Annotated in this window: 14 protein-coding genes; 2 read left to right on the plus strand and 12 right to left on the minus strand. The window is 33.1% G+C overall.

Annotated features, from left to right (window positions below; translation table 11 throughout):
• Positions 1-55: 55 nt before the first annotated feature.
• The 4 genes from DFQ06_RS03175 to DFQ06_RS03190 form a co-directional block, all read right to left on the minus strand.
• Positions 56-733: an NUDIX hydrolase gene (locus tag DFQ06_RS03175; RefSeq protein WP_133965977.1), complete on the minus strand. Its 678-nt coding sequence runs from the start codon at positions 731-733 to the stop codon at positions 56-58.
• A gap of 141 nt (positions 734-874) precedes the next feature.
• Positions 875-2,116: a hypothetical protein gene (locus DFQ06_RS03180; protein ID WP_133965979.1), complete on the minus strand. Its 1,242-nt coding sequence runs from the start codon at positions 2,114-2,116 to the stop codon at positions 875-877.
• On the minus strand, positions 2,100-4,826 hold the full coding sequence (locus DFQ06_RS03185; RefSeq protein WP_235833478.1) for a DUF2339 domain-containing protein: 2,727 nt from the start codon (positions 4,824-4,826) through the stop codon (positions 2,100-2,102). The genes DFQ06_RS03180 and DFQ06_RS03185 overlap by 17 nt, the downstream gene beginning before the upstream one ends.
• A gap of 237 nt (positions 4,827-5,063) precedes the next feature.
• The gene (locus tag DFQ06_RS03190) at positions 5,064-6,068 is read right to left on the minus strand and encodes an LLM class flavin-dependent oxidoreductase (protein WP_133965981.1); all 1,005 of its coding nucleotides are present in this window, start codon (positions 6,066-6,068) and stop codon (positions 5,064-5,066) included.
• 126 nt (positions 6,069-6,194) lie between these two features.
• Between DFQ06_RS03190 and DFQ06_RS03195 the strand changes: the two genes are divergently transcribed.
• On the plus strand, positions 6,195-6,629 hold the full coding sequence (locus DFQ06_RS03195) for a TlpA family protein disulfide reductase (protein ID WP_133965983.1): 435 nt from the start codon (positions 6,195-6,197) through the stop codon (positions 6,627-6,629).
• A gap of 27 nt (positions 6,630-6,656) precedes the next feature.
• Here DFQ06_RS03195 and DFQ06_RS03200 read toward each other — a convergent pair whose 3' ends face one another.
• The 6 genes from DFQ06_RS03200 to DFQ06_RS03225 form a co-directional block, all read right to left on the minus strand.
• Positions 6,657-7,355, minus strand: coding sequence for a YARHG domain-containing protein (locus DFQ06_RS03200; RefSeq protein WP_133965985.1), 699 nt, complete (start codon positions 7,353-7,355; stop codon positions 6,657-6,659).
• Position 7,356: 1 nt separating this feature from the next.
• Positions 7,357-7,821: a nuclear transport factor 2 family protein gene (locus tag DFQ06_RS03205; RefSeq protein ID WP_133965987.1), complete on the minus strand. Its 465-nt coding sequence runs from the start codon at positions 7,819-7,821 to the stop codon at positions 7,357-7,359.
• 47 nt (positions 7,822-7,868) lie between these two features.
• Entirely contained in the window at positions 7,869-8,555 is a 687-nt protein-coding gene (locus DFQ06_RS03210; RefSeq protein ID WP_133965989.1) for a GNAT family N-acetyltransferase, read from the minus strand.
• Between the two features lie 52 nt (positions 8,556-8,607).
• Positions 8,608-9,078 carry a nucleoside deaminase gene (locus tag DFQ06_RS03215; protein WP_042495148.1) on the minus strand — a complete coding sequence of 157 codons (471 nt, stop codon included), beginning with the start codon at positions 9,076-9,078 and terminating at the stop codon, positions 8,608-8,610.
• A gap of 174 nt (positions 9,079-9,252) precedes the next feature.
• Entirely contained in the window at positions 9,253-9,444 is a 192-nt protein-coding gene (locus DFQ06_RS03220) for a cold-shock protein (protein WP_042495150.1), read from the minus strand.
• A 62-nt stretch (positions 9,445-9,506) separates the two neighbouring features.
• The gene (locus tag DFQ06_RS03225; RefSeq protein WP_133965991.1) at positions 9,507-11,075 is read right to left on the minus strand and encodes an SDR family NAD(P)-dependent oxidoreductase; all 1,569 of its coding nucleotides are present in this window, start codon (positions 11,073-11,075) and stop codon (positions 9,507-9,509) included.
• Positions 11,076-11,270: 195 nt separating this feature from the next.
• On the opposite strand from DFQ06_RS03225, the gene DFQ06_RS03230 reads away from it, so the two are divergent.
• Positions 11,271-12,899, plus strand: coding sequence for a hypothetical protein (locus DFQ06_RS03230; protein ID WP_133965993.1), 1,629 nt, complete (start codon positions 11,271-11,273; stop codon positions 12,897-12,899).
• Positions 12,900-12,929: 30 nt separating this feature from the next.
• Here DFQ06_RS03230 and DFQ06_RS03235 read toward each other — a convergent pair whose 3' ends face one another.
• Positions 12,930-13,712 (minus strand): patatin-like phospholipase family protein, encoded by a 783-nt coding sequence (locus DFQ06_RS03235; RefSeq protein WP_133965995.1) that lies wholly within the window; start codon positions 13,710-13,712, stop codon positions 12,930-12,932.
• Positions 13,713-13,726: 14 nt separating this feature from the next.
• Positions 13,727-14,149, minus strand: a complete 423-nt coding sequence (locus DFQ06_RS03240; protein WP_042495156.1) for an MgtC/SapB family protein — start codon at positions 14,147-14,149, stop codon at positions 13,727-13,729.
• Positions 14,150-14,192: the final 43 nt, after the last annotated feature.

A 14,192-nucleotide genomic window follows, 5' to 3' on the forward strand; every position in this document is an offset into this window, starting at 1 on the left:
AATAAACTTTGTGTTATTTTTACACAAATAAACTAAAGTTCTTTTTTTTAATTATTTATATCTCGAATATTATTCCTTCTTTTTTAAGCTGAAAGTATCGTTTTTGATTAAATTGAAATAAATTGGCTGGTCGCCCAGAGCCTTTAGATGATTTTTCATCTAGTTCATCAAGTACATTTAAACCAATAATTTTTTTTCGAAAATTACGTCTGTCTACCGCTCTACCTAATAATGTGGAATATAATTTCTCTAAATCTGAAAAAGGAAATTTAGTATCTAATAACTCAAAACCCAAAGGTTCATAAGTTATTTTACCTTGCAACCGTTCTATAGCAGCTTTTAGAATTTCATTATGATCAAAAGATAATTCGGGAAGTTCATTGATATTAAACCATTGTGCTTGTTCCGCATCTGTAGATGCGGCAATTTTAAAAGCATCAGGTCTGACTAACGCAAAATAAGCTATGGAAACAACCCTACCTCTTGGGTCTCTATCCGGCATTCCAAACGTGTATAACTGCTCAAGATAGTTAATTTTAATTCCTGTTTCTTCAAATAACTCCCTTTCAACAGCGTCTTCTAGTGATTCATTGTTTAAAACAAAACCACCGGGAATTGCCCAATTACCTTTAAAAGGAGCATATTTTCTTTTTATTAATAATACGGAAATGTTGCCCTCTTCATATCCAAAAACAACGGCATCAACAGAGAGTTTAATAGATTGCTTACTCATTATGTGTATTTTGTACACAAATATATGAAATTAAAGGTATTTAGAATAACCTCTTTGAGACTAGAATTTAGAGCAAAAAAAAAGTAAACCCATAGAATTTTCATTCCACAAATTTACTTTCTTAAAAGAAACGGGTTCTAATTATACTTGTTTCTTATTTAAATCTTTTATTAAGTTAGAAGCATAGATGCCAATAAATAATCCTGCTACACCAATACAGCACCACATGAACCAAGGTTGTTGCCAAAAAGACGTTTGTGTTACAGCTTCTTTAGCAGGCTCTATAGTCTTTAATGACGTTATAGTTGCTAAAGGTAAAGTCTTTTTTAAGGTATTCGCAACTTCCGAAATATCATAATCTGGAAAATTAAGTACTTTGTTTCCGGCTGTAACTTTATATGTGGTTTGAGGCTTTAAATCAGCAACCATATACACAGGTTTTTGCATAAACTCAATGCTACTAATTTGAAGTTTAGGATTGTCTTTATTTTCAATTTCTAAATATAATTCACCTTCAACCATTGGCGGAATATCGAAAACAAGATCTTTATCTGAACGTAATGAAAACGAGCTAATAACTTTTCTATATGTTTCGATGTTGCGTTTTTCTTCACGAGACCTTAAAGCATACAACGTGGCATTACGACTATAAAGTGCTGGCCCTGTAATATTCAGTTTCATTTGGTGGATTACTTCTGGTCTTTCAAAAGTAATATGCACTTGTGTTTTTTTGTTTTCCTCTGAAAAAGAAATTGTTTTTACAGGAATATCATCCATTTTTATTGGCGATATAGTTTCTTTCTCTGCACTCACCTTCCCTATTTTTAAAAGGTTTATTGGTAACGAATGTTTATCATTAAAAACCACTTTTAAATAACGATAAGCCCCTAAAGGAAAATTAATAACCTTATAAACTTGGGTATCTTCTGGATGACTTAAATTATCCAATTGACCGTTGTTTACAATACCAAACCATTTTGTTTTATTGTTACTTCCTTCTAGTTTGTAATTTTTAGAACCTTGATAATTTGCAATTAAAAACACGGCTTGTTTAATAGATTTATCTGGATTTTCAAATATATAAGTAGAGCTGCTATCGGTTTCTTGCGATGTTGAAGCAATAACAAATTCTGTAAAATCTGAAACCTGAGTTGTTTTAAAAGCCGTTACCGATTTTAAAAAATAAGGTACTTGATTCCCTTTAGGATCTAAAATTCTTAGATCGCGTAAATTGGCTGTAGCATGCGTGCGAAAATTATAAGGCACAGGGATGTAATGTAATCCAGCTTCTGTTACAGGTTTTATTTCTCCTTCTACGGCGTGTTTTTGACCAAAAGCCAAAGTAACACAAAACATTAAAAGTAGTTTAATCGATGTCTTCATTTTCTGTTGTTTTCTCATCATCAATAACCAAAACTTTTATTTTTTGATATATGAATGAAATAATTAAAATAAGAATTCCTAATAGTATAAAAGCGATAATTTTTCCTGTTTCAGATACGTTACTAATGTCATAAGCAAAAAGCTTAACAATGGTGAGTCCTAAAAGGGTTAGCGCAATAATTCGTAAAAGTTTTAATTGTTTTTTAATACCCCAAAGTAATAATACAAAGGCTAAAACACCCCATAATACGGGAAGTCCTGTTTTTATTATTTTATTTTGGCCAGTTGAAAATATAGTATACTTATTAACTTGTGGGTCTTGCATTGCAGAGAAATCCATAAGGTGAAGTCCTTGTAAAATTACTTCATTACTCGCTAAAAGTACTAAAGCAAATACGGCAATCCAAACGGTGAATTTTCCATTGAAAATAGTAAACACTTTTTGTGTTTTATTACTGTTGTAAACCAAATACCAGAAATACATAATAAAAGCTAAACCAACAAAATGCATGTAATAAGATATCCTGTAAGTATCGCCATAAAGTATATATTCTTCAATTTCTTGCATTGGTAATGTTGCCATACCAAAAGTAAATATGACTATATTAAAAATAGCTAAAACATTAATTATTTTATCATTAACGGTTGTTCTGTTTCGGTATAAAACAAAGCATAACACAGCAGTAAATAGAAAGTGATACTGTAAACAAATTGATAATAAGCCATTAAACATATAGTGTTGATCTGCTTGATAGACCACTTCCGTCAATCCAACAAAGTAAGCCATAACTACGGCAACAATTCGGATTAGTTTTTTATAAATAACCGGATTGAAAACTAAACCAAATTTTTCTAGTTTCTCTGTCTCTTTGCGTAATAATAAGTGCACCGCAACAAGAGATAATACCACTAATAGCCCTGCAATAAATACAGGATTAAGAACAATATTGAAATCTTCTGCATTAGTGTAAACTTCCCAGTCCATAGCCAAACTACCTATCATTAAAGCTTGTACAATAACAGATGCAAAACGGTAACTTTTAATTTGAGATTTTTGAGCCAACCACATTAGCATAACCGCTTCAATTGCCCAGAACATGGTAATGTTGTTTCCTGAAAATTGAATAGGAATTGCTAAAGTTATAAAGGTTAAACTTAAACCTATTAATAGATAAATGCCTTTTTTGTCTAAACCGAATTTTTTGAATAATAATAGCGAATAGCCCATGTTCATTATAGCTAAAAAGGCTGTAAATAAACCTCTTAACTCTGGTTTATATTGAGATAAAATAAACATACCAATACCGTAAAACACAAAGTTGTTACTTGCTAACATCCCCAATTGAATACCACTAAAACTACCCTTATTGCGTAGGTTATTTATAGTAGTCATTATTAAGAATATTAAGTAGAAAATGAAACCAAAAACTAAATCACCAAAATAATGTGGCTCTAAGCTCAGTGAATCTTTAGTGACCCAACCAACAAATAATAATATGGTGAATATAAACGCCAGAATGTGTAATAGATTCCATTTTTTAAAATAGGCCAATGTTAATATACCAATATCTAAAATGGCGATATAAGTAAACAATACAACATAATTTCCGCTACCTGTACTAATCATGAACGGGACGGCAAAACCGCCAATAAGTGATAATACAGCCAATTCCATTCTATTGTATGATAATGAAATGAGACAACTAAAAGCAGTTATCACTACCATGATAGCAAACGCAACTTCTTGTCCAAACAATTTATATTCATGGAACGCAATGGCAATAGTAAAGTAGAAAATAGCAATGGCACCTGCAACGAGCACAGAACTAAATGGTGCATATTTTTTGCGTAATTTATGTGCAATAAACAGCACTAAACTACCAGCAAGAATACCAATACCAACACGAGCAGGTTCGTTAATCCAATCTTTATCTATGGCGTATTTTACAAAATAGCTAATACCTAAAACTAGAATTAAAATACCAATTTTGTTGATTAGGTTTTCGCCAATAAACTTTTCTAAATCTGGATTTTTCTGTTTAAAACGATCCCAAAGTGGCAGAGCAGGCTCGCTTTCTTCCTTTTGTAAAGGAGCGGCAGATGCCACATAAGTAGTATCTTGATTTTCGAAAGTGGTTTCAGTGTCGGCGTTTTCTAAAGTTTCAACGGCTTCATGATCTATAATTTCGTTGTTGTAAAACTTGTAATCATTTAACAACGTATTAATAAACTCCAAATCACTAGCTTCCTTAACCTCATTAATGCCAAGAACATCAACCATTTTATTTCTTAATCTATGTAAAGTTTCAGAGTCTTGAGACACTTTTGCAGTAGCTAAAATATTCTTAATAATATCAACATCTTTAGTGTTCAATTTAGTAACACTAACATAAGTTGGCAAGTATTCTTCTTCCGTTGCATTTTCAACAACTTCAGGGAATTCTACAGGTGTTTTAATTGGTGGTATAACGGTTTCAGGAACATCCTCCTCAACATATTCTTCTTTAGCATATTGCTCAAAAGCATTATCATGAATAGGTTCTTCTTGAGTGGAATGCTCAAAACGTTCTCTTGATAATAGTTTTTGAATTCCGCTTAATTTATCCCTTAAATCATTTATATCTCCCTTTAATCGTTCTCTTTCTCTACTATATTTAGTATTCTGAAAGATTAATAAAAGTATAATTATAACTGAAAGAGTATATTCCATAGGGGTTGGATGTATTAAGTGCTACAAATAATAGTACGCAATGTAATACTTATCTTTAAGATTATATATTTTAGATAAAAAGAAGAATAAAATATATAGATTTAATAAGCAAAAAGCGTCTTTTAACGAAAATGTGATCTAAAACATAGATTCATAATTCAATTAAAAGACGCTTCGCTCCTATTTTGCTTTATAACCTGCTTATTCCAAAAGTTGAAAACACATTAATTTTCAGTTTTAATTCAATTCCTTCATAATTTCAGAAAACAACTCATAAGATCGTATTCTATCTTTCACATCATGAATATTAGTAACAGCAATAATTTCGTCTGCTTGAGTTTGCTCCATAAAGGTTTTAACTTGAGCTTTTACAGTAGATTTACTTCCTACAAAAGAATACTTCAACATTTGATGAACCTGCGGATTTTTAATAATCTCCTCTAAATCTGGCGTCATTTCTGTTGGTGGTTGTACAAAGTCTCGTTTTCCGGTAAAGATCCCGACAATCATACGAATTAATGATGTAAATAAGCGCTGTGCTTCTTCATCAGTATCTGCAATTATAATATTGACACCCGCCATAACGTAAGGTTTTTCTAAATCTTTAGAAGGTTTAAACTCCTTACGGTAAATGTCTATGGCATTCCATAAATGTGTCGTTGCAAAATGACTCGCAAAAGCATAAGGCAATCCGTTTTTAGCAGCCAGATGTGCGCTATCTGTGCTAGAACCCAAAATATAAATAGGTACTTCTACGCCTTCGGCAACTGTAGCTCGCACTTTAGACGTCGCATTTTCTTTAGAGAAATAAGTCTGTATTTTGTCTAATTCGTTAGGAAAGGCATGTGCAGCATCCATAAAATCCGAACGAATGGCTTGTGCGGTTTCTCTATCGGTTCCAGGTGCTCTACCTAAACCTAAGTCAATACGGTTTGGGTATAAAGACCCCAAGGTTCCAAATTGTTCAGCTATAATTAAAGGTGAATGGTTTGGTAACATTACACCTCCAGAACCCACTTTAATCGTGTTGGTACCTTGAGCGACATAGCCTATTAAAACCGATGTGGCACTACTACCAATATTGTGTGCGTTATGGTGTTCTGCTAACCAATAGCGAGTATATCCAAAGGTTTCGGCATGTTGCGCTAAACTTAAAGCGTCGTTGTATGTTTGTTTAAGTGTATGCCCTTGAGAAACTAATGCAAGATCTAAAATGGAATACTTTGTATGTTGTGTTTTCATGTGCTAATAATCTATTGAAATAAGTGTTCTTTGAGGAAAATTCAATAGCACAAAAGTACTTCTTTAAATAAAAAACTTATCCTAAGAAATTCCTAAATTTGTGAAACCTTAATCTGGAATTTAAAGATGAATACAGAAATAGAAAGCATACATGTTTTAGACCTAGATGGTGTGGCCACAGACCTAATGGAGCTGTATAAAAACAAGGTTTTACTAATCATTATTTATAACAATGATTGTTTGGGTTGCACGGGCCGTGCTATACCTTTGGCTTATGAGTTTCAACAGAAATACCCATCGATTCAGGTTGCTGGTATACATGCCGATTTTGTAAATAGAGAAGGCACAAAAGCGTCTATTAAAAGTATATTTACAAGTGGTGAAAATCCATTTCCTATTTATATAGATAAGCATCATCAGGTTTACGATCAATTCAAATCTGAAGGCACACCACAATGGTTGCTTATTTCGGAAAAAGGCGAACTGTTTCGTTCTATTTTTGGATCGCAAGATAATGCCAAGAATCGCTTATTCTATGCTTTAGAAAGTCTTTCTTTGTGAAGATTGAAATTATTGAGGCATTTGTTATTATTCGATGCTTCTAATTAAACCAATATTATAACGTTCTAAATCGCTTAAAAAATTATTTACATTTTTGTGTTCTGGTTTGTACCAATCTTGATTTCTAAAGTAAAGATCCATTTTCCCGTTCTTAATAAAAATATAGCCATAGCGTGCATATATTTCATTTCTCATAATCTGCAAGTCGTCAGGATGCATAGCATGTAATTCAGCAGGTTGTAATTTTTTATACGAAGCTTCTATGTATTTTCCAGAATAAGACTCTTTTAAAATTAATTCAGATTTTGTTCCTATTTCAAACTTGCTGTCTTCAATCCAACTAGACCAAGGATTATCAATTTTTAAACTTTTATAAAGCGCTCCGTTTTCAGTTTTATAATGAACAAATTGCCCAGTATGCTGATCGCTAGAAAACTTGCCTGTTTTATCAATTTTGATATTTGTGAGATTGATGTAGTTACTTTTCCATTGGTTTGTATCATCTACCCAAGAGCCATTTTCTACTTGGCCAATTATGAAGCCTCCAGAAAAAAATAAATTTAAATTCGTTTCCATTTCGCTTTCACCAAAATGATATGAGCCTTGATACTCCATTTCAAATTTAGGAACCCAAGGCACTAAATCAGATTCAGAAATCTCTTGTCCTCCCCAATATTGGGCAAAAGTAGAATTAGAAATCAGCAGTACAATTATTAAGAATCTCATATTATTTGTTCATAAACGCAGCTAACCTTTTGTTAGTGGTTTGTTGAATTTTACTTTTCATATAAGATGTCCAACCTAATAAATATCCCGGAGTTCCCATGGCTTGTTTGGTCCACTTCCATAAATCAAAAGTATCAAAATGTTCTATAATTTTACCATCTTTAAATTTAAAGGCAGCACTAACTTCATTTATAACTTTTCTTTTTTTCTCTCCATAAAAATATTCTGCAACCCAATTTGCTTTTCCGGTTTCAGCATTAGCTTCTATATTGTTAAAGCTAATTTTAGTATCTCCTTTTTTTTGTGAAAGCAACATTTCCCACATTTTAAAAGCGCTTTCTCCTTCTAGCCTTCCAAATACAGCATCTTCGAATACAACATCTTTATGATAACATTCTAGCATGCCTTCAAAATTCCCATTAGAAAATGATGTGTAAAACTTCTCTATTATTTCCTTATTATCCATTTTAATATCCGTTTTTTAAATTGTAGTGAAGTTCCTGTTTTTTAAAATTATATCTTATGAAACAACCACCAGTTCATATCGCGAGTTAATTCATATCCTAATTTTTGATAAAGCGGAATCGCTAAGTTACCTTTATTTGTGTGTAAAATAGGTTGTTTATTTACTTTCAGAATTTCTTTTGTATTGTGCGCTATAAGTTGTTTAGCAAATCCTTTTCTTGTGTAGTTAGGGTGTGTTACTACAGCACTAACTTCTATAAAAAGATCGGTTTGCATACGTTGGCCAGCTATTGCTACTAATTTATCATCCTTGATTATGCCATAATAATTCCCCATTTCAAAGGTTCGCTTTTTATAATAACCAGGCATAACTAACCAAACTAAATTGTAAATTTCTTCGATATAACTTTCATCTAGCAATACAATATCTTCTGTTATTTCAACATCTGATAGTTGATTTAATACCATTTGACAGCCGTCGATTTTTCTATCTAAGACCACGTTGTTTTTGTCTATTATTGGGGTCTGATTTTCTGAAACAAAGAAAAATGAATCTGATTTTTTTACATACTCACTTGAAACTTCGGCCGTTTTTGTTTCATCGAAAAAAGCCCCAAACGGGCAAACCTCGTGGTGATAAAATTGTACCCCATCAGAAACCACAGCAAGTTTCTTATGTGTTTCTTTTAATGAATACCAAACTGGATTTTTTAATTGATCTTCTAAATTTACCATTAGAAATACTTAAATTAATTTTTCAACGGAATTGTAATTCCCTCAAACTTATCTAATACTCCGTTTTATCCATTTTTTTAGTCCACTCATTAAATGGCTCTAAAGCGATTTCACGAGCTAATTGCTCAAAAGGAATACTTCTTTTTTCGTATGGTAACGGAATTTCCTTGTAGATAAACTCATCGTCAAAACCAATATTAGCCGCGTCTACTTGATTACTTCCGTAGTAAACCTTATCTGGTCTCGCCCAATAAATAGCGCCTAAGCACATAGGGCAAGGCTCGCAAGAGGTATATATTTCGCAACCATCTAGTTGAAAAGAGTCTAAGTTTTTACATGCATCTCTAATGGCCGTAACTTCGGCATGTGCTGTAGGGTCGTTGGTAGAGGTTACTTTATTATTGCCACGACCAACTATTTTTCCGTCTTTAACAACTACACAGCCAAATGGGCCACCTTCATTGTTGTTCATTCCTTTTAAAGCTGCATTTACAGCTTCCTGCATAAATTTTTCTTTGCACATCGTTCTTCTAATTTTTCCGAAAAGTACAGATTATTTGCTGTTTTATTGATGGAGATTTAAGATTATTTTAATGGATTAAAGAATTTAATGTTCTTAATGAGTTTTCAAAATTTTAAACAAAAAAAGCCCATCAAAATAAATTGATGGGCCTTTTTAAAAACTTTAAGTATATATTTAGATAACTTTTACGTTAACTGCATTTAGTCCTTTGTTTCCTTCTTGTAAATCAAATTCAACAACATCGCCTTCACGAATCTCGTCTACTAAACCTGAAATGTGTACAAAATGATCTTTGTCTACACCTTCTTCTGTAATAAATCCGAATCCTTTAGCGTCGTTGAAAAACTTTACTGTTCCTTTACTCATAATAATATAGTATTGTATTTATAATTACTTGTGTAAAGGTAGTGCCAATTTATAGATAAGGACTACCAATCTATAGGAAAATAATCTTTTAAAAATTTACCCGACCAATGTTTTCCGGTATTAATGCCGTCAATAAGCGGATCCATTACCCTCGCGGCTCCATCAACAATATCTAGCGGAGGCTGAAAATCGTGAACTTCTACCTTTTTCTTCGATAATTCGGCCGGATCTTCATCGGTTACCCACCCAGTATCGACTGCATTCATGTAAATTCCCGACTTTGCAAAGGTAGCTGCCGAGGTATGTGTTAGCATATTTAAGGCTGCTTTTGCCATGTTTGTATGCGGATGTCTGTCTTGTTTTTTAAACCTATGGAACTTCCCTTCCATGGCCGAAACATTTATAATGTGTTTTTTTCCTGTGTTTTCCTTCATCATTAAATTTGATAAACGGTTACACAACACAAAAGGTGCTACGGCATTTACAAGTTGTACTTCTACCATTTCGGTAGTTTCTATTTCACCTAATTTTAAACGCCAACTGTTGGTTTTACGTAAATCTACTTGCTGCAAATCGACATCTAATTTTCCTTCTGGAAATACCTCTGAGGTTTGTAACGAGTTATCAAAACTGTAAGGTATTTGAGAAAGTTCGGCCGAATTACGCAAACCAATACCTGGTTCCGGACCGTGCCATGTTACTGGCAATACATTATTTTTACTCGTTTTAGCTGTGTTTACACTTAAATCTGTAAGTTCTTGCAAACAGCTTACGTGATCGTTTAATAAGGTTTGTGCTAATTTTGGTAATTGGTCTACGGGTAGTTTTTCGTTTTCCATTAAATGGAAATAAAACCCAGACGGACGACGCACTGTTTGTGCGGCGTTGTTTATTAAAATATCTAAGCGATCGTATTTCTGCTCTATATAGTTACAGAAAATTTCAACACTTGGTATGTGGCGTAAATCTAAGCCATGTATATGTAAACGGTCGCTCCATTGTTTATAGTCGTCTTCTTTAGAAAAACGAATAGCAGAATCTGCCGGAAAACGTGTAGTAGCTACAACCGTTGCACCAGAGCGCAATAACATTAATGTAATATGATAACCAATTTTTAAACGCGAACCTGTAATTACAGCTACTTGACCTTTTAAGTCGGTAGTTTGAAAACGTTTGGCATAGTTTAAATCACCACATTCCGTACACATGGTATCGTAAAAGTGATGCAATTTGGTAAATACCGTTTTACAAACGTAACAGTTTCTAGGCGATTCTAATTCTGGAGTATCTTCAGAAATGGCTGCTGCAGCTAATAACTTAGGCGCTACAAATAAAGCTGATTCTCTTGCCGAACGAATACCTGTAGATTTTCGCGCATGCTTATCTTTAGCAATCATTTTACGCTTTGCCGCTTTTTTAGCATCTTTTCTACGACGCTGGAACTCATCGCGATTTGGACGAGATAACAAGCCGGAAGCTTTAAACAGCGAGTTACGTTGCGCTTCTGGAAGCTCAAACATTTGGTTAGTATCTGCATTTAGTTGCTCTAAAATGGCAATGCATTGATCTATTTCTTCTGGAGAAACAATCTTGTGGTTAGCCGTCTGGCCTTGTTTATCTTCTTCTGGCATATATAAAAGTGATATATCGCAATAGGGTTGATATAAAAAATAATTCGTGCAAAGATAACGATACCTAAGTCTAGATTTACTGAAATGATTTGTTAATATTTTAAGTGATTTATTGGAGATTTTCAGAACTTATTTGCACCCAAAAAAGCCTGTTTCTTGACATATTATTTATAGTTTTGAAAAAAAATCATACAAATGAGTTTGTTTTCTGCATCAAATTTAAACCTAAAATGTATTAAAACTACATTACTGTTTTGTTTTCTATATAGTTACGTATCATGGAGCCAATCAGAAGAACCTAGTATGTATCATAATCATGCCATAGATATGATGCGAGAAAACATTAAATTTTTAGCAACTACCGAAGAATATGCCAATAATACCACTTTTTTAGAAATAGCAGAAAAGTTACCTAAAACATTTGATCGCTATAACATTAAAAACTACGAAACCACTTTAAAATATATAGCCGATGAGCTCGAATTAAGCGAAGCAACCATCAAGAAATATTATTCACCATTTCACTTCACAAAAGAGATGGCCAATATGCATCACGTAGCTACACATGCTTTGGCAGATATTTATTTTACAGCAGAAAACTACAAACAGGCTATTGCTTTTTACAATAAAGCTATGTTTACACATGCACCTACAGGAACCAGCGTAACGACTATAAATAAAGACTTTTTAAGAATAGAGTTCGATGTATCGGAAGCTCATTTTAAGCTCAAAAATTACGATATGGCTGTGCTTCACCTTTTACATAACCTGATGAACCAGCAAAGTTTTGGCGACCACGTAACCAAAACTTTAAAAGAATACGAACCCTATATTGATGCTATCGTGTTTTTACCAAAATTAGAAGCTATGCTTAAAACCATACAGAAAGGTGAAGGATATAATTTGAAGTATAATTTTAATGGAAAAACGATCCAGTTTTCGCCCTTTGTAGAATCTCCTAGTTCTTGCCGAGCTACTATTTTAAGTTCTGATTTTTACAAAAGTTTAAAGAAAAATGCCGTTTCTAAAAAAACAGCCTCTGGCCTATCTTCTAAAACAATTAAGCCCATTAAGAAATTAGCTAGTTTTAAAATTGATGATAATATATTTCATCATGCCAATGCTATAAATGATTTTATAAAAGCAGTATTAATTATTGGTAATACCGAGGCTTTTTCTAAAGATGACACTTACCAAACTACAGCAATCAGCCTTATTTCGCATCTTGAAAATGATACGTTTAATGAGGCTCTTAAAGAGTTAGAGTACATTGTAAACGAAGCTTTTTCTATTAAAGCGAGCATTAAAACTTTAGATGAAAAACAAAAGAAAGCTGTAGAAAATATTCGCCATTTTGCTTTGCATTACAAGCTGGATATTATTATGGCCAATAAGGAATATCCTATGGCCCTTGGAGCCATACAATATGTGAAATCTGTGGAAGGTTTTGCTTTTGTATCTGATAACAAAAAAGATATAGAAACCGATAAAGAAGATTTATTATTTACTGAAGCTTATGCTTATAATGGTTTTGCAACTAGCGAGTTTGGTTTAATTAATATGCTTGGTGCTTTAATTAATTGTGATAATTATGAAACTGAAATAAACACCATGATGATGGATGTTGCTACTGCATTAGGGAAAGAACGTGTTGTGAAGTTTTTAACGCAACTTGAAACTAATGTTGCAGATAATCAGGCTGATGAAATTACTTTAACTTCTGCGCCTTTTAATGTTAAGGTGCCAAATATAAAAGAGCTTAGTAAAGACCAAATCAAAAGCAAAATACAGACTAGTACTATTTGGAAGGGGTTTATGGAGTAGTACAAATAATGAATAAACGTATTTTAAAACTCAGCTTATAGCCTTTAAAATACTATCCATTTTGTCAATAGTTTGTTTGTAGCCAATATCGAACAATTCCTGCGATTTACTAATAGAAAACATGTTATAATTTAAATGTTTATCAATACGTATTGAAACATCGCATTTGTCTATGCGCTCTTGCATATTACTCCAAATGGCCAACTGCAAACAGCGCTGGGTAATTTGTAAGGTACCTTTAACATGATCTTTATGTTCGTGTTCATTAACGCTTACACCTATTATTTTTTCTGAGGTTTGTAACAAGGGCTCTACAGGTAAATTATTTAGTAATCCGCCATCTACATACAACTGATTATTAATTTTGATAGGTTTAAATAATAACGGAATGGCACAAGATGCAGCAATAAACTCTATTAACTTTCCAGACGAGCGAATTTCGTAAGCTCCTACATTTATATTAGACGCACAAATGGATAAAGGTGTTTTTAAGCTATTAAAATCATCGGTTAAATATTGATTTAGAAAAGATTTTAAACGTGTCATTTCCGTTAACTCCTTATTGACCAATCCTATTTTGAAAATTTGTAAAAACTCGTGGCTTTTAGCTAATTCTAATATTTTTAAAGGCGTGTAGCCATTACAATACAAAGCACCAACCATAGCTCCGGCACTAGAACCAGATACATGTGTTGGGTAAATTCCTTGTTCATTTAAGGCGTGTAGTGCACCAATGTGTGCGTAAGCTCTTGCTCCTCCACCAGAAAGTACAAGTCCTATTTTTTTATTAGTTGAAGTTACTTTTTGCGTCATTAATGATTTCTTTTTTATCGTCTACCTTTTAACCATTTGTCTAGTGGTTCTATGGTTAAATTAATAAGAAGAATGAGTGTTGTGCAAATCGCGGTTTCTTTATACAAACCTGTGGCGGAAATACAGCCAATAGCAGCACTACACCAAATAGTTGCGGCAGAACCTAAACCATGTACATTGGCGCCTTCTCTAAATATTACTCCTGCACCTAAAAATCCAACACCTGTAATAACCTGAGCAATTATTCGAGTAACATCTACGGTAGCATCTTCATTTTTAATCATGTATGATAGTAAAACAAATATAGCTGCTCCAGAAGCGACTAACATATTGGTTTTTAATCCAGCTGTTTTTTGACGTAATTGTCTTTCGAAACCAATCGCTAAACCTGCTAAAGCAGCCACGGCAAGGCGTAATGTAAAATCTGTAACTGTCATGTTGTGTTTGTATATGAAAGGTTGCGGTTTTATTAGAATCTAA

The organism is Algibacter lectus, from assembly GCF_004368925.1.
In the GTDB taxonomy this organism is placed as follows: Bacteria; Bacteroidota; Bacteroidia; order Flavobacteriales; family Flavobacteriaceae; genus Algibacter; species Algibacter lectus.